General features: G+C 46.9%; 14 protein-coding genes, 1 rRNA gene and 2 riboswitches. All 15 genes read left to right on the top strand.

The annotated features are described in order from the left end of the window. Nucleotides 1-92 precede the first annotated feature (92 nt). The 15 genes from ilvD (at nt 93) to ACRC6Q_RS11300 (ending at nt 21,039) form a co-directional block, all read left to right on the top strand. Nucleotides 93-1,778 (top strand): dihydroxy-acid dehydratase, encoded by a 1,686-nt coding sequence (gene ilvD / locus ACRC6Q_RS11370; RefSeq protein ID WP_223635958.1) that lies wholly within the window; start codon nt 93-95, stop codon nt 1,776-1,778. A gap of 177 nt (nt 1,779-1,955) precedes the next feature. Then, entirely contained in the window at nt 1,956-2,969 is a 1,014-nt protein-coding gene (locus tag ACRC6Q_RS11365; RefSeq protein WP_431466561.1) for a TRAP transporter substrate-binding protein, read from the top strand. 66 nt (nt 2,970-3,035) lie between these two features. After that, nucleotides 3,036-3,506 (top strand): TRAP transporter small permease, encoded by a 471-nt coding sequence (locus tag ACRC6Q_RS11360; protein ID WP_223635964.1) that lies wholly within the window; start codon nt 3,036-3,038, stop codon nt 3,504-3,506. Nucleotides 3,507-3,508: 2 nt separating this feature from the next. After that, on the top strand, nt 3,509-4,777 hold the full coding sequence (locus ACRC6Q_RS11355) for a TRAP transporter large permease (RefSeq protein ID WP_223635967.1): 1,269 nt from the start codon (nt 3,509-3,511) through the stop codon (nt 4,775-4,777). An 18-nt stretch (nt 4,778-4,795) separates the two neighbouring features. Next, complete coding sequence (locus ACRC6Q_RS11350; RefSeq protein ID WP_223635970.1) at nt 4,796-5,869, top strand: tartrate dehydrogenase; 1,074 nt, start codon at nt 4,796-4,798, stop codon at nt 5,867-5,869. Nucleotides 5,870-5,881: 12 nt separating this feature from the next. Further along, nucleotides 5,882-6,637: an SDR family NAD(P)-dependent oxidoreductase gene (locus tag ACRC6Q_RS11345; RefSeq protein WP_431466560.1), complete on the top strand. Its 756-nt coding sequence runs from the start codon at nt 5,882-5,884 to the stop codon at nt 6,635-6,637. Nucleotides 6,638-6,656: 19 nt separating this feature from the next. Beyond that, nucleotides 6,657-8,099, top strand: a complete 1,443-nt coding sequence (locus ACRC6Q_RS11340; RefSeq protein WP_431466559.1) for an aldehyde dehydrogenase family protein — start codon at nt 6,657-6,659, stop codon at nt 8,097-8,099. A 559-nt stretch (nt 8,100-8,658) separates the two neighbouring features. After that, a complete protein-coding gene (locus tag ACRC6Q_RS11335) occupies nt 8,659-10,128 on the top strand; it encodes a nicotinate phosphoribosyltransferase (RefSeq protein WP_431466558.1) in 1,470 nt (489 codons plus the stop codon). 11 nt (nt 10,129-10,139) lie between these two features. Next, the gene (nadE, locus tag ACRC6Q_RS11330; RefSeq protein WP_223635981.1) at nt 10,140-10,967 is read left to right on the top strand and encodes an ammonia-dependent NAD(+) synthetase; all 828 of its coding nucleotides are present in this window, start codon (nt 10,140-10,142) and stop codon (nt 10,965-10,967) included. Between the two features lie 168 nt (nt 10,968-11,135). Continuing rightward, a complete protein-coding gene (locus tag ACRC6Q_RS11325) occupies nt 11,136-12,086 on the top strand; it encodes an AAA family ATPase (protein ID WP_223635984.1) in 951 nt (316 codons plus the stop codon). Next, nucleotides 12,083-13,297: a DUF58 domain-containing protein gene (locus ACRC6Q_RS11320; RefSeq protein ID WP_431466557.1), complete on the top strand. Its 1,215-nt coding sequence runs from the start codon at nt 12,083-12,085 to the stop codon at nt 13,295-13,297. Before ACRC6Q_RS11325 ends, ACRC6Q_RS11320 begins: the two co-directional genes overlap by 4 nt. Next, nucleotides 13,294-15,477 (top strand): transglutaminase domain-containing protein, encoded by a 2,184-nt coding sequence (locus ACRC6Q_RS11315; RefSeq protein ID WP_431466556.1) that lies wholly within the window; start codon nt 13,294-13,296, stop codon nt 15,475-15,477. Before ACRC6Q_RS11320 ends, ACRC6Q_RS11315 begins: the two co-directional genes overlap by 4 nt. Before the next feature lie 32 nt (nt 15,478-15,509). Further along, a riboswitch (purine riboswitch) is annotated at nt 15,510-15,611 on the top strand. 125 nt (nt 15,612-15,736) lie between these two features. Further along, nucleotides 15,737-17,275, top strand: coding sequence for a glutamine-hydrolyzing GMP synthase (gene guaA / locus ACRC6Q_RS11310; protein WP_223636047.1), 1,539 nt, complete (start codon nt 15,737-15,739; stop codon nt 17,273-17,275). A 126-nt stretch (nt 17,276-17,401) separates the two neighbouring features. Further along, nucleotides 17,402-17,503: riboswitch (purine riboswitch) on the top strand. Between the two features lie 118 nt (nt 17,504-17,621). Continuing rightward, nucleotides 17,622-18,959, top strand: coding sequence for an NCS2 family permease (locus ACRC6Q_RS11305; protein WP_223635992.1), 1,338 nt, complete (start codon nt 17,622-17,624; stop codon nt 18,957-18,959). A 529-nt stretch (nt 18,960-19,488) separates the two neighbouring features. Beyond that, nucleotides 19,489-21,039, top strand: a 16S ribosomal RNA gene (locus ACRC6Q_RS11300). Nucleotides 21,040-21,109: the final 70 nt, after the last annotated feature.

The following is a 21,109-nucleotide window of genomic DNA, read 5'->3' as shown; positions in this document are numbered from 1 at the left end:
CGATTATAAAAATAATGAAATATTATTTTTTAATTCGTTGAATTCTGACAAATGTGCTCTATAATAAATAGAAAAGAAAGGATAGGATAATTATGAAAAAAGATTTGCGTATCAACAGTAAAGTTTTCAGCGAAGGGGCGATGAAAGCACCGAACCGTGCGATGCTCCGTTCAGTAGGAGTTACAGATGAAGATTTCAAGAAACCGATGATTGGTGTCGCCAGTACGTGGAGTGAAGTGACGCCGTGTAATATACATATTGACGACCTAGCCATCAGCGCGAAAAAAGGCGCTAGAGCGGCTGGAGGAGTCCCGTTCATTTTTAATACGATTACAGTGTCTGACGGAATCTCAATGGGGACCGAAGGCATGAAGTATTCCCTTTCCAGTCGCGATGTGATTGCTGATTCGATTGAAACGGTGGTAGGGGCTGAAAGCCTGGATGGCTTAGTAGCGATCGGCGGCTGTGACAAGAACATCCCGGGTTGTTTGATCGCTATTGCGAATTCTGAAGTTCCAGCTGTTTTTGTGTACGGTGGGACGATTGCTCCAGGACGCCATAATGGCCAGGATATTGACATTGTTTCAGTTTTTGAAGGTGTAGGCCAGCATAATAATGGAGACATCAACGACGATACGCTCCGCAAGATTGAATGCGGCGCCTGCCCGGGAGCGGGATCATGCGGCGGTATGTATACGGCAAATACCATGGCATCTGCAGCTGAAGCAATGGGGATGAGTCTTCCTGGAAGTTCTTCCAATCCCGCTGTATCTTCCGAAAAATTAGCGGATTGTGAAAAGGCCGGTGCAGCCGTGCATAATCTGCTTGAACTGGGTGTCTATCCGAAAGACATCATGACAAAAGAAGCGTTCGAGAATGCCATCACGGTCGTTATGGCGCTTGGCGGATCGACAAATGCCATTCTGCATCTATTGGCGATTGCGCATGCAGCGGAAGTGGATTTGACGATTGACGACTTTAACCGACTACAGAAAACCGTTCCGCATTTGGCTGATCTAAAACCGAGCGGCAAATACGTCATGCAGGACTTGCACGAAGTCGGCGGCGTTCAAGCAGTCATGAAAATGTTGCTTGAAGCAGGGTATCTGCACGGTGACTGCATGACGGTAACAGGCAAAACAGTAGCTGAAAACCTTCAGGAATCACCTGGGTTGCAGGAAGGACAAAAGGTCATCATGCCGTTCGATAACCCAAAACGTCAGGACGGTCCATTGATTGTCCTGAAAGGAAACCTTTCACCGAGTGGCGCAGTAGCAAAAGTTTCCGGTGTGAAAGTGAAACGCCATACAGGGCCAGCGCGTGTCTACAACAACGAAAAAGAAGCGACAGCAGCCGTGATGGCCAATGAAATTAATGATGGCGATGTACTGGTTATCCGTTATGTAGGTCCGAAGGGCGGTCCGGGAATGCCTGAAATGCTTTCTGTATCAGCTATTCTTGTCGGCAAAGGCATGGGCGCGTCAGTTGCGTTGCTGACAGATGGCCGTTTTTCAGGCGGGACACATGGCCTGGTGGTTGGACATATTGCACCCGAGGCGCAGGTTGGCGGACCGATTGCCTTTTTACAGGAAGGCGATTTGGTGACCATCGATTCGGAGTTGCAGGAAATCTCCATGGATGTCTCCGAAGCTGAGTTGGAAGAACGCCGCAAACAGTGGGTAGCTCCTCCGCTCCATAAAAAAGGCGTGCTCGGAAAATACGCACATAATGTATCCTGTTCTTCAAAAGGGGCAGTTACGGATTACTTGAATCGATAAATAGACTGACTCGGTGGGATTTTTTCATCCTACTGAGTTAGTCTGACTCGCTAAGACTGAATATTTTGTCTACTAAACAGGGTGATCCTTTGATATTATGAAGAGGAAATTGAAGATACTTAGTTTTTTGAATCCGGGGAAATTGTTCCACTTACCATAAAAAAGGGGGAAAAGAAAATGGCGAAAAAGAAGTTTGGAATGGTGTCTGTGATGATGGCAAGTGTATTGGCATTAACAGCATGCGGAGGTTCTGACAGCGATTCATCGGGTGAAGAGGGAGGATCGGGAGAAACCTACGTTTTGCAGGCAGGACATTCATTGCCGGATGATCACCCTTACCATATCGGATTCCTGGAAATGGCAGAAGCTGTGGAAGAGCGGACTGATGGGCAAGTGACCATTGAAGTTTTTGCAAACAGTGAAATTGGAGCAGAGCGTGAATTGACTGAAGGCATGGGACTTGGGACAGTCGATTTGGTTGTGTCTTCAACCGCTCCAGTCACCAATTTTGTGCCGGAGTTAGGCGTTTTGGACGTGCCTTTCCTATTCCAGGACCGGGAGTCGGCAGTGGAGATTTTGGAAGGTGATATCGGTGATGAGTTATTCGCTAAGATGGAAGAAAACGGAATCATCGGATTGTCATGGGGAGAAAACGGTTATCGCCACATCACGAATGCCGTACGCCCAATTGAAACACCTGAAGACTTAAAGGGGTTGAAAATCAGAACGCAGGAAAATGAAATCCATTTAGCCGCTTTTGAAGCATTGGGTGCACAGCCGACGCCGATGGCATGGACTGAAGCGATCACTGCTTTGCAGCAGGGGGTTGTAGATGCACAGGAAAACCCAGCGATTGTTGCAGACCAGTTCAGTCTTTATGATGCAAATCAGCAATACATGAGTTTAACAGGACATGTTTATTCTGTAGCCATTTATATGATGAGCCAACAGACTTACGATGAATTGCCGGAAGATTTGCGTGATATCGTTGTCGAAGAAGGACAAAAAGCGGGGGCGAGAGAACGTGATCTGATCGTTGAAATGGAGCAGGAATCACTTCAGACCCTGAAGGATAATGGCATGGAAATCATTGAAGATATCGACACTGCGCCTTTCCAGGAAGCAGTGGAGCCTGTCTATGAAACAATTGAACATCAGGACTTGTTGAATGAGATTCTAGAAGCTCAGTAAACGGGTAATAAGTCAATTCAAAAAAGAGAGAATCCTTTCTCTCTTTTTTATATCGGGGGCAAGATGATGGGGAAGTTAATCGGGTACATGAATTTCGGTGTCAAGCATTTCTTGAATCTTATTATGGTTGTGCTGGTCACGGCCGTTTTTCTTCAGGTGATTTTTCGGTTCATATTGAATTCTCCTCTTGCCTGGACTGAGGAACTGGCGCGATACTGCTTAATCTGGCTGACCTTTTTGGGGGCGTCTTATGCAATGTCTTTAAAAGCGCATATTGGAATGGAGTTTTTTGTGAATTTATTCGGTGTTCCCATTCGTAAAGCTCTTTACAGCATTGCGACATTTGCAAGTCTGCTCTTTTTTCTGTTGATGGTAATAGAAGGCTATGATTTAGCAATGCAGGGAATGTCCCAAACCTCGCCGGTTTTACGGATTCCGATGGGAATGATTTATATGGTCATTCCAGTGAGCGGCGTACTTTTAATCATTAATATGGCCTCGCAGTTTTCAAAAGACTTTAAAAGCGGGGGTGTCTGAAGATGGCATTGGTGCTGTTTATCTTATTATTGGCTTTGTTTTTAATTAATGTTCCGATTGCGGTGGCACTTGGACTGGCTTCAACTCTCGTTTTTTTTCTTGATGGAAACGTATCGCTGATCGTCATTATTCAACGGATGTTCAACTCAGTCGATTCGTTCCCGCTGATGGCGATACCTTTTTTCATTCTGGCGGGCAAGTTAATGGAAAGCGGGGGGATTTCGAGGCGGTTGATCCACCTGGCCAATGTCATTTTCGGCCGTGTCAAAGGCGGACTTGGAATCGTATCGATTGTCGCTTGTGCCTTTTTTGCAGCCATCTCGGGTTCAGCTGCCGCGACAACTGCAGCGGTAGGAGCTTTAATGATTCCGGCAATGGTCAACAAAGGCTATGAAAAGAGCTTTGCGACAGCGATCCAGGCGGCCGGTGGAACTATCGGCATCATGATTCCGCCAAGTGTTCCGCTGGTGCTTTACGGCGTGGCAGCTGGCGTTTCTGTCAGTGAATTGTTTATTGCAGGGATTGTTCCCGGTTTGTTTGTAATGGTTTCTCTAATTTTGCTGGTCTACCTGATTTCCTTGAAAGAGGGATATGGCGGTGGTGAAAAGTTTGGATTCAAGGATTTCATCAAAGCATTTTTCGATGCATTTTTGGCTTTGATGATGCCGGTGATTATACTGGGCGGTATTTATGGCGGCATATTCACTCCGACGGAAGCGGCGGTTGTAGCGGTTGTCTATGGATTGATTGTGGGGATTTTCATTTATCGGGAGATTAAAGTGGCGGATCTGACAAGAATTTTCTCTTCTTCTGTAGTCGTGACCGCAGTAATTATGTTCATCATTGCCGGTGCTTCGGTCTTCGGCTACTATTTGACGCGCCAGCGGATTCCGGCTGAACTGACCGAATTGATGCTCAGCGTGACAGATAATTGGATTATTGCTTTATTGATCATCAACTTGCTGTTGCTGATCTGTGGGGTATTCCTGGAAACTTCAGCAGCAGTCATTATTTTAACGCCGATTCTTGTACCGATCGCCAGCGCGCTTGGAATCGATCTCGTGCATTTCGGGATCATCATGATCGTCAACCTTGGGATTGGATTTATCACCCCACCGGTAGGCGTCAATCTATTTGTGGCTGCGAACATAGCAGGAACAAAATTTGAAAGCCTCGTGAAAGCAATTGTTCCATTTATTCTGATCATGATTGTGGATGTACTCATTATTTCGTTTATTCCAGGAATCAGTCTATTCTTTCTTGGAGATTAAGGCATTGGAGGAGAGTTCATGTCAGCACATAAAGTAGCAGTCCTTCCCGGGGATGGGATTGGACCCGACGTCACCAAAGAAGCAATTAAAGTGTTGGAAGCTTTAAAACAGTTGGATTCTACATTTGAGGTTGATTTCGACCAATTTGAATGGGGCAGTGAATATTATTTGGCGCATGGCCATATCATGCCGAAGGATGGATTGGATCAGCTGAAGGATTATGATGCGATCTTGTTCGGGGCTGTGGGAGATAAACGTGTGCCGGATGAAATCACCATCTGGGAATTGATCATGCCCATCCGCAAAAATTTTCAGCAATACATCAATATGCGGCCAATCAGACGCTTGGCGGGCATCGAATCTCCTTTGAAAAACGATCAGCCGATCGATTTCATGGTATTCCGTGAAAATGCGGAAGGGGAGTATTCGAATATCGGCGGCCGTCTGTATCAGCAGCAGTCGCAGGAAATGGCGATTCAAAACACGGTCATCACTAAACAAGGTGTCGAGCGCATTGCAAAATATGCATTCGAATATGCCAAAAAGAACAAAAAATCCAAAGTGACCAGCGCTACAAAATCCAATGCGATTATCCATTCGATGAAGCTTTGGGACGAAGTGGTCGAGGCGGTTGCCAAAGATTATGGGGACATCGAACTCGAGAGCAATTTCATTGATGCTTTGGCCGCTTATTTCGTCATGCGCCCGGAATCATTTGAAGTGGTCATCGCTTCCAATCTGTTCGGGGATATCTTGACGGATCTTGGAGCGGCTTTAGTTGGAGGTCTTGGTGTATCGCCGTCGGGTAATATCAATCCCGAGCGGAATTTCCCTTCCATGTTTGAGGCCATTCATGGGTCAGCACCGGATATTGCGGGCAAAGGAATTGCCAATCCGATTGCGCAGATCTGGTCCTCGGCTTTGATGCTGGATCATTTAGGGCGTTCAGACCTATCGACAGCGATTGTTGATGCGATTGAGCAGGTGCTTCAGGAAGGCAAGGTGCTGACGCCGGATTTAGGGGGCAGCGCCACGACACAGGAAGTCGGTTCAGCAATTGCGGAAAAGCTTAAACAATTGGTGAGGAAATAGGAGGAGAGTCGGATGGATATAGACAATAAAGTAGCGATTGTCACCGGTGCAGGCGGCGGAATGGGAAAAGTGGTCGTTGAGCAATTTCTCGAAAAAGGTGCGAAAGTGGCCGGAATCGACGTTCAAGTGGAGGGACTTGCTGAACTAGAAGCTCAATATCCGGAACAACTGCTGGTCATTCAAAGCAATTTAACGAATGAACAAAGTGTTGAAGATGCTGTGAAAAAAACAGCTGATAGGTTTGGACAGATTGATGTCTTGGCAAATGTTGCCGGAATCGCCCAAGCGGCAACTGATATTGAAAAAGTTTCCCTGGAGGATTGGGAGCGCATCATGGCGATCAATTCCACTGCCGTCTTTTTAACTTCACGGGCTGTGGTACCGTATATGAAACGACGAAATAGTGGTTCAATCATCAATATTGCCTCTGTTTCGGTAGATCGTCCGCGTCCTGGTCTGAACGCCTATGTCGCTTCAAAAGGAGCGACGATTTCCTTGACAAAAGCGCTGGCTATTGAATTGGCACCTTATAATATCCGGGTCAATGCGATCAATCCCGGTCCAGCGGATACCAAGATGCTGAGTGAATTTACAGCAGCAGGCAGTGATGCAGGCGAGACAAAAGAGAAGATTTTCCGGAAAAGCGTCCCGCTGGGTGAGTTGATCACTCCTGAAGCGATTGCTAATTGCGTCTTATACCTCAGCTCCGATTTAGCGAAACTGATGACTGGCAGTGTAGTGAATGTAGATGGAGGCCGCGGAATCTAATCGGAAAGAGGTGCAGAAAATGAAAAAGCAACAGATGTATGTAAATGGTGAGTGGATCGACAGCATCGGAAAAGAGCGTTTTGAAACAAAAAATCCGGCGACTGGGGACGTGCTGGCAGAAATTCCGAGAGGGAAAAAAGAAGATGTGGATGCGGCAGTCGAAGCGGCACGGGCTACTTTCGAGTCTGAAGAATGGCAGTCTTTCCCTCCGATCGAAAGAGGCCGGATCTTACATAAAGTAGCGGATGCCTTACGGGCGGATGCGGAAGAAATCGCTTTGCTGGAAACGCTCGATACAGGCAAGCCACTGACACAGGCCCGTAAAGACGTCGAAGCTTCTGCGCTGTATTTTGAATACTATGCGGGAATGGCAGATAAGATTTTCGGGGAGACCATCCCGGTTCAGCCGGGAATTCTCGATTATACCTTGCGGGAACCGATTGGCGTAACTGCTCATATTGTTCCGTGGAATTACCCGCTGCAAATCATTTCACGCTCAACCGCCGCGGCAATTGCGACAGGCAACACCGTAGTTGCAAAGCCGGCGGAAGACACCCCGTTGACGGCCATCAAATTGGCGGAGATTTTTGATCAAACCACCTTGCCGAAAGGCGTTTTCAACGTGGTGACCGGCTATGGTTTCGAGGCGGGAGCGGCGATTTCCGAGCATCCGGATGTTGACCATATCACGTTTACGGGCTCCGTCCAAACAGGCTCCGCTGTGATGATGGGGGCTGCCAAAAACGTCAAACCGGTCACTTTGGAACTTGGCGGAAAGTCTCCAAACATCATTTTTGACGATTGCGATCAGGAGGAAGCAGTGGATTGGGTGGTGCGGTCCATTATCCAAAATGCTGGACAGACCTGCTCGGCGGGATCCCGCTTGCTGGTTCAGCAAACGATCAAAGATGAATTTCTGAAAAAGGTCGTAGCGAAAATGGAAGCGATTCAAATCGGCAAAGGAATTGATGATTTGGATCTTGGCCCGATTCTAAATGAAAAACAATTCACCCGCATCTTGGAGTTTATGGATGTCGCCGATAGAGAAGGAGCGCAGTTTTTAACAGGCGGAAAACGACAAGTGACAGCAGGACTCGAAAAAGGCTACTTTTTCCAGCCGACCGTCATTGATGGATTAGCGCCAAAAAGCTATGTCGCTCAAGAAGAAATTTTTGCACCGGTTGTTGCCGCATTTTCGTTTGATACTGAGCAAGAAGCGATTGAACTGGCAAACGGCACCGATTATGGGCTGGTGACAGGGGTCTGGACAAAAGATGGCGCGCGGGCGCACCGTGTAGCCAGTAAAATTCGGGCAGGCCAAGTGTTCATCAACAATTACGGGGCAGGCGGAGGTGTGCAGATGCCATTTGGGGGATATAAAAAGAGTGGGTTTGGACGTGAAAAAGGACTGGAAGCTTTGCGCAATTACACCATTTTGAAAAATGTGGCGCTGAAGTATTAAAGTTTGGGGGAATTGGAAAAGGGATGTCCTCGATTAGAGGACATCCCTTTGTTGGTTTAAGGTAACTATAATTTGTTTTGACTCAATTTTTCAACCCGTTTTATCGGGGAATCATTTCCATTGAAAGTATTACTTCCAGTACCGCGGTCATTGTTCCACTGGGTGCTTTCTAACTTAAGCAACGTAAACCCTACCTTCTTTTACGTCCTTGCGATCCTCAAATCGCGCCAGTGTGAATAAGTATTCTCAAAAACATTTATCGTAGAATGCCAGATTATCAAAATTTACCAGTTACCTTTGTGTTAATTAGACTACTATCTCACATATCTTTATAAATGTCAAAGCATTCATTATGAATGTTTAAAATAAGCTTACATTGACAGTAGACAGGGTTATTGGCTGCAGATCCAGCTGCGTTAGCTGAAAACAAACGGAATCTCTTCCCTTGTATTCACATTATGTAGTAATTTAAATACAGCTCAGGTGGCTTTTATTTATGGTCCTACCTTTATTCGTGTATAATTGTAGGCATTACTGATGGTGGAAGAAGGGGACTCTTATGGACAAGCATTATGCGGATGACAGTTTGGCACTACATACAGATTTATATCAAATCAATATGTCGGAGGCTTATTGGGCAGACGGCATGCATGAGCGGAAGGCGGTATTTGAATTATTTTTCCGTAAATTGCCCTTTGGTAATGGCTATGCCCTTTTTGCTGGCTTGGAACGTGTGTTGGATTACTTGAAAAACTTCAAATTCACGGACAGTGATTTGGAATATCTTCAGCAAGAGCTTGGCTATAAGGAAGATTTCATCGAATACTTGCGGACAGTCCGATTTACAGGAGATGTCTATTCGGTGGCTGAAGGTGAATTGGTCTTCCAAAACGAGGCGTTGATTCGTGTAGAGGCACCGTTAGTGGAAGCACAATTAATTGAAACAGCACTATTGAATATCGTCAACTACCAGACTTTGATCGCGACGAAAGCGAGCCGCATCAAACAGATTGTGAAAAACGAGCGGGTGATGGAATTCGGCACAAGACGTGCGCAGGAAATGGATGCGGCAATATGGGGGACGCGGGCAGCTTATATCGGTGGGCTCGAAGCGACCAGCAATGCGCGGGCAGGCAAGAAATTCGGCATTCCAGTAGCAGGTACACATGCCCATTCAATGGTGCAGGCCTATAAAGATGAATATGAAGCATTTCATGCTTATGCCAAACGCCACAAGGACTGCGTCTTTTTAGTCGATACATACGATACCTTGAAATCCGGATTGCCCATTGCGATAAAAGTGGCACAGGAATTGGGCGATCAGATCAATTTTCTTGGAATTCGACTGGATAGTGGTGATATCGCCTTCCTGTCGAAAGAAGCGCGGAAGATGCTGGATGCTGCAGGTTTCCCGAATGCGGAAGTTGTGGTTTCCAATGATTTGGACGAATATACCATTTTGAACTTAAAAGCCCAGGGTGCACGGGTTGATTCTTGGGGCATCGGTACAAAGCTGATCACTGCTTACGATCAGCCGGCATTAGGGGCGGTTTACAAATTGGTGGCTATAGAAAATGAGGATGGTGAACTGGAAGATACCATCAAAATTTCTGGAAATGCTGAAAAAGTCACCACTCCGGGATTAAAAAACGTTTACCGGATCATAGATAGGGAAAATGGAAAGTCAGAAGGCGATTATATCGCTATGCATGATGAGAATCCTGCTTCACAGGAACGTTTGAAAATGTTCCACCCGGTCCATACATTCGTATCAAAATTTGTTACGAATTTCGAAGCCGTCAATATTCATCAGAAAGTGGTTGAAAACGGCGAGGTTATTTATGAAAATCCAAGTTTGCAGGAAATGCAGGCTTATGCCATCCGAAATATGGATCTATTGTGGGATGAATACAAACGTTCACTGAATCCTGAAGAATATCCAGTCGACCTCAGCCAGAAGTGCTGGGACAATAAGATGAGGAATATTCAAGAAGTGCGGCAGGCAGTTCATGACTATATCGGAGACTGAGGAGGAATCATATGTCTACTTTACAGCAGCAAATTATCGAAGAACTGAAAGTCCAGCCTTCCATTCAACCAAAGGAAGAGATTGAACGCACGGTTTCATTTTTGAAGGAATACTTGATGCGCCATTCCTTCTTGAAAGGGTATGTATTGGGCATATCGGGTGGACAGGATTCAACATTGGCCGGCAAGCTGGCCCAAATGGCAATCGACCAATTGAATGAAGAATCAGGTGGGACTGAATATGGGTTTTATGCTATTCGTCTGCCTTACGGCGTGCAGTTTGACGAACACGATGCCAAAGATGCCCTGGATTTCATTCAGCCGTCGAAAACCTATACCATCAACATAAAAGAAGCGGTTGATGCCAGCGATCGTGCCTTAGAAGAAGCCGGCATCGAATTGACGGATTTCGCCAAAGGCAACGAGAAGGCGCGCGAGCGGATGAAAGCTCAGTATTCGGTTGCGGCCATGCACAATGCCGTCGTACTGGGAACGGACCATGCAGCCGAAGCGATAACCGGTTTTTATACAAAATTTGGAGATGGAGCCGCGGATTTAACTCCATTATTCCGTTTGAATAAGCGTCAGGGACGGGCTATGCTAAAAGAGCTCGGTTCTCCTGAACATCTGTATACGAAAATTCCGACGGCGGATCTTGAAGAAGATAAGCCGGCAATCCCTGACGAAGTGGCTCTAGGAGTCACTTATGAAATGATCGATGATTATCTGGAAGGCAAGAAGATTCCGGCGGATGCTCAGGAAACGCTGGAAGGCCATTATTTGAAAACACAGCATAAGCGTCATTTGCCGATCACGGTTTTTGATGATTTTTGGAAATAACAAACAGAAAAGCAGGAATCCTTCGGGATGTCCTGCTTTTCTTATGTTCTAGGATAAACGTCAGGGCAAAGAAGCCGTGCAGTTGAGTTATTACCTATTTTTCGTTATGATTACGGTAAGATTGTGATAATTCAAAACATTTTTTGATTCGTATTGGAGGAACTATAGATGAATGCAAAAGAGCGGTTGGAACAAGTCATCGATAATATAGAAAAAGTCATCATCGGCAAACGGAATATTGCAGAGTTGAGCATCGTAGCGATGCTGTCTCATGGACACGTGCTGCTAGAGGATGTGCCGGGTGTCGGAAAAACCATGCTGGTCCGCGCTTTGGCGAAATCTGTAGGGGCCGATTTTAAGCGCATTCAATTTACACCCGACCTGCTGCCATCGGATGTCGTTGGGGTATCGATCTATAACCCGAAAGACATGGAATTCCATTTTCGTCCGGGTCCGATTATGGGCAATATCATTTTGGCTGATGAAATCAATCGAACTTCCCCGAAAACCCAATCTTCTCTTCTGGAAGCAATGGAAGAAGCTTCTGTCACAATTGATGGGGTAACGATGCAAATCCCTAAACCGTTCTTTGTTATGGCCACCCAAAATCCGATTGAATACGAAGGAACCTACCCTCTGCCTGAAGCACAGCTTGACCGCTTTTTATTGAAAATCAAAATGGGCTATCCGACGCCGAAAGAGGAAATGGAAGTATTGAACCGCGCACAGTCTGCAGCTCCAATCGAAGAATTGACTTCGGTGATTTCCCTCAATGAACTATTGGAACTTCAAGAACAAGTGAAAACAATCAAAGTGGATGAAACCATTCGCAGCTACATTGTTGATTTATCCAGACAGACCCGTCAGGATTCCTATGTCTACCTCGGAGTCAGTCCGCGTGGTTCTATTGCACTCATGAAAGCATCCCAAGCCTATGCTCTATTAAAAGGACGGGATTACGTGACGCCGGATGATGTTCAGTACTTGGCGAAGTTTGTTTTCGGCCATCGCATCATGCTGCGTTCGGAGGCCCGTTACGATGGCATAACTGCAGAAGAAATTACAGAACGGATATTAGCGAAAACCCGTGTACCTGTCCAAAGGCTTGTCGGCCAATGAGTCGATTGAAAAAAATTACAGGTTTATGGGGGCGGTTCATCCTCGTTTTATTCATCCTTGTGTTGACGTTCTCCTTCGCCATGTTTCAAGGCGGGTTTGTCAGCTGGTTCATTTTTTATATGGTTCTGCCATTCATCCTTTATTCGGTGCTGCTGACTTTCTATCCTTTGCAGGATGTCGAAGCCACTCGGGAAATCCATACAGCCCAGGTCAGGAAAGGCGGAAGCTTTTCAGCCACCGCCACAATCAACAGGAAAATTCCTTTTCCGTTGCTTTACACAGTCCTGAGCGAAAAAACAAATTCCCCTTCTTTGAATAGAAGAATGGCGGGCCAGCAACAGAAAATGGTTGTTCCGGGATTTCAGAAAACGGTCTCCTGGACGTATGCGGTCGACCAGATGCCGAGAGGCGAACATGTGCTGGAAGGGGTTCAGTTGGAAATCGCTGATTTTTTCGGTTGGGTGAAAAAAAGTTGTTTGCTGCCTGTCCAACAGACAGTTTTGGTTTATCCGAATACCGTAGAAATCGCCTACCGTCCGATGGAGTCCCGCTATGATCAAGGGTCGATGGCGGCTCCTTTTACCTTAGTGAAAGACACGACCATGGCGAGCGGAATCCGGGACTACCAGCCAGGAGACCGGGTGTCGTGGATTCATTGGAAATCCTATGCACGCACCCAGACCTTGCGTACAAAAGAATTCGAAGATCGCCAGTCGCAGGAGCTTTTTTTGCTGGATGACCGAAAAAAATCAGAGAAATTCGAGTTGCAGATTGAATTGGTGGCGTCCATTTTAAAGTCGATTGTACACGCAAATTCAAGTGTGGCTTATCTCTCAGTAGGTCGGAACCGGAATTATTTTCCGTTGATCCAAACCGAAGAGCATCTGCAGCGGGTGATGTATCATCTGGCGAAAGTGCAGAGCGATTTGGATATGCCGGTCGATCAAGCTATCGGCCGTGAACTCCAACAGATGAATACGTCGAGTCTGCTGTATGTGACCAGTCAGCTTTCCGTGGAGATGGTTCAGTCCATCCGGCGAAATGCCAAAAGTCTTACCAACTGTATGTGTTTGGTTGTCGTCAACAAAGGAGAAGCATTGCTCAAGGAAGATGAGGAAGTGCATCAATTTGCCCGCTCGAAAGGCTTTGTTGTCAGGCGTGTCAGTCCAGAGAATTTTGCAACAGTGTTTACGGAGGTGAGCCGGCAATGACTTCCATAAGAAAAAACAAATGGTTTATGGCTGTTTTGTATCTACTGGTTTTCTTTATGCTGGTTGAATGGCTGACGCCGGTCATTGTATTGACTGAAACAGGGCATAAAGCACTCTTTCTGATTTTTATCGCCGTCGGTTTGTTGATGGCTTTTTTAAGAGTTCCGTGGTGGTTTTCAGGACCAATGAAAATGCTGTATATTCTATGGTTCATCGTGTACGTCTATACTGGTAATCTGTTTTTCACCAGTGAAGCGATTTCCTTTCTACGAAATGATTTCAGTCTGAATCTTTCAGCTTTAATGACCCAGAACTGGGCGCAGACGACAGACGTTTTTCGGACTGTGTTATTTTTCATCTTGCTCTGGATGGCCATTTATTTAATCCACTACTGGGTGAGCTTCAGATTAAGCATTTTCCTGTTTTATTTATTGACCGTCATTTTCATAGCGGTGCTGGATACCTTCAGTCCTTATTCAGGAGAAACAGCCATTATCCGGATTATGGTCATCGGTCTGCTGCTTGCAGGCCTCCTGTACTTGGCGCGTTGGATGGAAGGGCACCGGGTTGTGGAACGTACAGATAAAATGGCGTTGTTTGCGGTTCCTCTTGTCTTTGTGATAGCCGCCTCCACTGCATTCGCGTTGTATCTTCCGAAAGCAGGACCGATTTGGCCAGATCCCGTTCCATTTATCACTTCTTTCTCTGGCCAGGGAGGTGCCGGCAGCGCTGGAAGTGTCGGCCGGATCGGCTACGGAGTCGATGATTCACGTCTGGGCGGTTCCTTTATCGGAGACGATACTCCCGTTTTCCGCGCCGAGGTAGCGGAAGGCCAATATTGGAAAGTAGAATCCAAAGATATCTACACGACGAAAGGCTGGGAACTTACGGAGAATATAGGCGAATCATTCGTCTATGGCAACAACGACACTGTTGATACCGGTTTTGTCCCGGATGAAGAAGAGCTCGAAACAGCTCTGTTGTCGATGGAGCAGGAGTTCCCGTTCGTTCTTTATCCTTATGGAACGCAATCTTTTTCAATGGAAGAACCGCTGGACTACCAGTACAATACGGCAGACCAGCGTTTTGAAACCTACCAGAACGGGGAGGAGTTCGAGCCCGAAACCGTTGAAATCACCTTCAATGAACCCAGCTATAGTTTGACCGCTTTGCGGGAAACGGAGCTGGCGGATTTGGCGGAGTTGCCGGCAGAACTCGGCCGTTTCCTGCAATTGCCCGACGAACTGCCTGAACGTGTCGGGGATTTGGCTGCTGAAATCACCGAAAGCAGCGATACTGTCTATGATAAGACGCGGGCAATAGAGCGGTACTTCAGTACTTCCGGATTTGAATACAGCCAAACCGATATCCCGGTGCCTGAAGCCGACCAGGATTACGTCGATCAGTTTTTATTTGAAACCCAAAGGGGCTATTGTGATAATTTTTCCACCTCGATGGTGGTTATGCTGCGTTCTCTTGATATTCCAGCCCGTTGGGTCAAAGGATTCAATGAAGGTGAGCTGATCAATTCAGAAGGGGACACCGATATCTATCAGGTGACAAATAACAATGCCCATTCGTGGGTTGAGGCTTATATGCCGGGTGTCGGCTGGATGCTGTTTGAACCGACCATCGGCTTTACAGGCGCCTCTTCAATCGATTTCGATTTGGAACTGGACCCGACTGATCCCGAGCAGCTCGATCAAGAAGAACGTCCCCTTGAAGAAGACTCTGACAATGTGGAAGAGGAGGAGACGGCAGTTTCATCAGGCCCTTCTTTCTTGGATGGAGCAGCTGAATTCATCTCAACTAACCGATGGAAAATCATCTGGACTCTTGTGGCTGGCGCATTACTGGCAGGCATTCTCTTTAAAATCCGCCATAAATGGATGCCCAAGCTGCTGGTTACTTATTACAGAAGCCGTGGAGGCAGCCCGCAACGCTTCGAAAAAGCTTATCTCCGATTATTGAAGCAATTGGATCTGTATGGCATTCATAGAAGGCCGGGACAGACATTGAAGTCCTACGCTGCATACATCGATTCGTTTTTCGGGACGAGGGAAATGTCTGAATTGACGGAGGCCTATGAGCGTTCGGTATACGGAGGCGATGCTGAATCCGTTGACTGGCTTCAGTTAAGAGAAAGTTGGGAAAATTTAATCAATCGGACAAGCGGTTGATTTTAACGCTTTTAACTTGTACAATTGAGAAAATTATAGATTACAGGTGCCCTCATATATGTCCGGTAATATGGATCGGATGTCTCTACCAAGTCCCCGGAAATGACTTGACTATGAAGGTGGATGACGCATGCTTTTAGACATGTGCATTCGCCTTTTTGATGTAGAGCAGAAGAACGCGAGGTCCAATTTTCGCGTTCTTTTGCTATTTTGAGACCTGAATTGAATAGAAGAGGTGAAGGTTTTGCCAGTTAGTCCAATGTTGAAAGAGCAGAAAAAAATCGTCGTTTTGGATTTCGGAAGTCAATACAACCAGTTGATTACTCGCCGTATCCGCGAAATCGGCGTATACAGCGAGCTTCATCCGCATACAGTCACTGCTGAAGAAATCAAAGATATGAACGCTACGGGAATCATTTTCTCTGGTGGTCCTAATTCTGTTTACGATAAAAACGCATTTTCCATCGATGAAGCGATTTTTGAAATGGGCTTGCCGATTTTAGGTATCTGTTACGGCATGCAGCTGATGGCCTTGCACTTGAAAGGCAATGTGGAGAAATCCCAAAACCGCGAGTATGGCAAAGCGGAGCTGAAGCTGACAAAAGAAAGCAAAATCTTCAAAGACCTACCTGAAGAACAGATCGTCTGGATGAGCCACGGAGACTTGGTTACTGCTGCACCTCCAGGGTTTGACGTCATCGGAACAAGCTCGGGTTGTCCAATCGCTTCCATGGCTGACGAAAGCCGCGGATTCTACGGCGTTCAATTCCACCCGGAAGTGCGCCACTCGATTTACGGCAACGATCTTCTGCGCAAATTCGTCTATGATGTTTGTGGCATGACCGATGACTGGTCGATGGAAAATTACATCGACTTGGAAATCGAAAAAATCCGTGAAGAAGTCGGCGACAAAAAAGTTCTTTGCGCACTTAGCGGCGGAGTAGATTCCTCAGTAGTTGCTGTTTTGATCCATAAAGCGATTGGCGATCAATTGACGTGCATGTTCGTGGATCACGGCCTGCTTCGAAAAGGGGAAGCGGAAAGCGTCATGAAGACCTTTGCTGACGGATTCAATATGAATGTCATCAAAATCGACGCACGCGACCGTTTCATGAGCAAGCTTGAAGGCGTTACAGATCCAGAGAAAAAACGTAAAATCATCGGCAACGAGTTTATCTATGTATTTGATGACGAAGCTTCGAAATTGGAAGGCATGGACTTCCTTGCACAAGGAACGCTTTATACCGACATCATCGAAAGCGGAACGACAACTGCACAAACCATCAAATCCCACCACAACGTGGGAGGATTGCCGGACGACATGCAGTTTAAATTGATCGAACCATTGAACACGCTGTTCAAAGATGAAGTGCGTGTGCTTGGTACAGAGCTTGGCATGCCGGATGAAATCGTTTGGCGTCAGCCGTTCCCTGGTCCTGGCCTCGGCATTCGCATCATGGGAGCAGTCACGGAAGAGAAACTGGAAATCGTCCGCGAATCTGACTGGATTTTGCGCGATGAGATCAGTAAAGCGGGTCTTGATCGTGACATCTGGCAGTACTTTACGGTATTGCCGGATCTTCGCAGCGTAGGTGTTATGGGCGATGCCCGTACTTACGACTACGCGATCGGCATCCGTGCAGTCACTTCAATTGATGGCATGACTTCTGATTGGGCACGCATTCCTTGGGAAGTGCTTGAGAAGATCAGCGTCCGTTTGGTCAATGAAGTGGATCACATCAACCGCGTACTGTATGACATTACGAGCAAGCCACCTGCAACAATTGAGTGGGAATAAATTATTAAAAGATGCCGGCTAATCAAGCTGGCATCTTTTTTGTCTTTTTCACGAACTTTTTTTGCGTATTCTAAATAAATGTTCGTGTTTAGTATTGTTTATTCGTTTTATCCATGATATATTACGTATGAAATTAAATAAGCTTGTCGTATAATGTCGGGGATATGGCCCGAAAGTTTCTACCGAGTCACCGTAAATGGCTCGACTACGATTTTAATCCGCTCAACTGATGAGTAGGATGCCCTTCTTTTATTTAAGTGGAAGGGATAAATCGAACGCATACGGCAATCCGCTGTATGCGTTTTTCTTTTGTAGAAATTATACGCAGGCATTCGGAGGAATCAGAATGAAAAAGTATTTTCAGTTTGAAGAACTGGGGACAAATTACCGCCGTGAATTTATCGGAGGCTTAACTACATTTTTAGCGATGGCGTATATCCTGGTCGTCAATCCGCTAACGTTAACGTTGGAATCGGTTCCGGATCTTCCAGATGCAATGCGAATGGATTATGGAGCGGTGTTTATGGCGACGGCTTTAGCTGCGGCCATCGGATGTCTCGTTATGGGAATCCTGGCAAAGTATCCAATTGCGCTTGCGCCGGGTATGGGACTGAATGCATTCTTTGCTTATACAGTTATTCTGACATACGGAATTCCTTGGCAAACTGCTTTAACAGGTGTTTTATTTTCTGGCCTTATTTTTATTCTCATCACATTAACGGGTCTTCGTGAATTAATCATCAACGCCATTCCTGCCGAATTAAAATATGCGGTAGGTGCTGGGATCGGCCTTTACATCACGTTCATCGGATTTCAAAACGCAGGGATTATTGTTGATAACCCAGCTACTCTGGTTGGCTTAGGAGATCTATCAAGCGGGTCAGCATTGCTTGCAATCTTCGGCTTGTTCGTCACCGTCATCTTTATGGTCCGGGGAATCCAAGGCGGAATCTTTTTCGGAATTTTGATTGCGGCTGTTGTCGGCATGATTTTTGGCGTCGTCAACTTGCCGAGTGCCATTATCGATTTGAATGTGCCGAGTATGGCGCCGACTTTCGGTGTGGCGCTTGAGCCAATCTTCAACGACTTCGGTTCACTGCTGAATATTCAATTCCTTGTAGTTGTGCTAACATTCCTGTTCGTCGATTTCTTCGATACAGCCGGAACATTGGTTGCTGTAGCCAATCAGGCAGGGTTGATGAAAGACAATAAACTTCCGAGAGCGGGCAAAGCGCTGATGGCTGATTCGATTGCTACAGTCAGTGGAGCGATCTTCGGAACATCGACGACGACTTCTTATATCGAATCCACATCCGGCGTTGCAGCTGGAGCTCGTTCCGGATTCGCGGCAGTCGTCACCGGTCTGCTGTTCCTGGTTTCAATCTTCTTCTATCCTTTACTTGAAGTGATCACGAGTGCCGTAACAGCACCGGCTTTGATCATTGTTGGCGTCTTGATGGTTTCCGCGCTCGGGAAAATTGATTGGACAAGATTTGAAATTGCAGTGCCAGCATTCTTGACGATGATTGCCATGCCTCTTGGATACAGCATTGCAACAGGAATCGCAATTGGTTTTATCTTTTATCCGATTACGATGCTGGTAGCAGGGAAAGGCAAACAGGTTCATCCGATCATGTATGGACTGTTTGTGATTTTCATTCTGTATTTTATTTTCATTGCGTAAACACAAAGATTCTCCAGGTAAACTGGAGGATTTTTTCTTTGGACAAAATAACGCAGGCAGCCTATATATAGAAGAAACTTAAAATACGCAGTAAATGAGAGAGGGATTTGAGCTTTCCGAATTCAAGGAGTGAAAATATTACCGGGGCTTTTTTACACAGAAAATTCAAGTGTCGACCATTAGTGGGAAAGCTTTAAATATAAGGGGATAGCTTCAATGTAAAGAGTGAATCTCCTTTCAAATCTGTAACGTTTTTGTAATCTTTTTATTAAGAATTTTCTGTTATAATAAAGTTGTGAAAAAATCCGCTTTAAAGTGTTGACTCTATAATATGCCCGTGGTATATTAATCAAGTCGCAAATGAGCGCGACACATTGAACCTTGAAAACTGAACAGCAAAACGTCAACAAACAGCAACGGCCGCGCAAAACGGCCCGCGCACTTTACTGATCAGCGTATGCAGATCAAAGCGAACCGTGCGTCTTCGGACGGCGGTACGCCAGCAAGTATTTGAGCAATCAACTACTCTATAATGGAGAGTTTGATCCTGGCTCAGGACGAACGCTGGCGGCGTGCCTAATACATGCAAGTCGAGCGGAACCGGTGGAGCTTGCTCCATTCGGTTCAGCGGCGGACGGGTGAGTAACACGTGGGCAACCTGCCCTGCAGATCGGGATAACTCCGGGAAACCGGTGCTAATACCGAATAGTTTGCGGCCTCTCCTGAGGCTGCACGGAAAGACGGTTTCGGCTGTCACTGCAGGATGGGCCCGCGGCGCATTAGCTAGTTGGTGGGGTAATGGCCCACCAAGGCGACGATGCGTAGCCGACCTGAGAGGGTGATCGGCCACACTGGGACTGAGACACGGCCCAGACTCCTACGGGAGGCAGCAGTAGGGAATCTTCCGCAATGGACGAAAGTCTGACGGAGCAACGCCGCGTGAGTGACGAAGGTTTTCGGATCGTAAAACTCTGTTGTGAGGGAAGAACACGTGCCAATTAACTACTGGCACTTTGACGGTACCTCACCAGAAAGCCACGGCTAACTACGTGCCAGCAGCCGCGGTAATACGTAGGTGGCAAGCGTTGTCCGGAATTATTGGGCGTAAAGCGCGCGCAGGCGGTCCTTTAAGTCTGATGTGAAAGCCCACGGCTCAACCGTGGAGGGTCATTGGAAACTGGAGGACTTGAGTGCAGAAGAGGAAAGTGGAATTCCATGTGTAGCGGTGAAATGCGTAGAGATGTGGAGGAACACCAGTGGCGAAGGCGACTTTCTGGTCTGTAACTGACGCTGAGGCGCGAAAGCGTGGGGAGCAAACAGGATTAGATACCCTGGTAGTCCACGCCGTAAACGATGAGTGCTAAGTGTTAGGGGGTTTCCGCCCCTTAGTGCTGCAGCTAACGCATTAAGCACTCCGCCTGGGGAGTACGGCCGCAAGGCTGAAACTCAAAGGAATTGACGGGGGCCCGCACAAGCGGTGGAGCATGTGGTTTAATTCGAAGCAACGCGAAGAACCTTACCAGGTCTTGACATCCCGCTGCCCGGTGTAGAGATACGCCTTTCCCTTCGGGGACAGCGGTGACAGGTGGTGCATGGTTGTCGTCAGCTCGTGTCGTGAGATGTTGGGTTAAGTCCCGCAACGAGCGCAACCCTTGATCTTAGTTGCCAGCATTCAGTTGGGCACTCTAAGGTGACTGCCGGTGACAAACCGGAGGAAGGTGGGGATGACGTCAAATCATCATGCCCCTTATGACCTGGGCTACACACGTGCTACAATGGACGGTACAAAGGGCTGCCAACCCGCGAGGGGGAGCCAATCCCAGAAAACCGTTCTCAGTTCGGATTGCAGGCTGCAACTCGCCTGCATGAAGCCGGAATCGCTAGTAATCGTGGATCAGCATGCCACGGTGAATACGTTCCCGGGCCTTGTACACACCGCCCGTCACACCACGAGAGTTTGTAACACCCGAAGTCGGTGAGGTAACCCTTGTGGAGCCAGCCGCCGAAGGTGGGACGGATGATTGGGGTGAAGTCGTAACAAGGTAGCCGTATCGGAAGGTGCGGCTGGATCACCTCCTTTCTAAGGATGAATTCGGAACCGGGTTTCCCGGGGTTGACGTTTTGCGTTCAGTTTTGAAGGTTCACCTTCA

This window comes from Planococcus sp. SE5232 (assembly GCF_050686535.1).
Classification (GTDB): domain Bacteria; phylum Bacillota; class Bacilli; order Bacillales_A; family Planococcaceae; genus Planococcus.
This window is presented reverse-complemented; position numbering and strand designations above follow the sequence as displayed.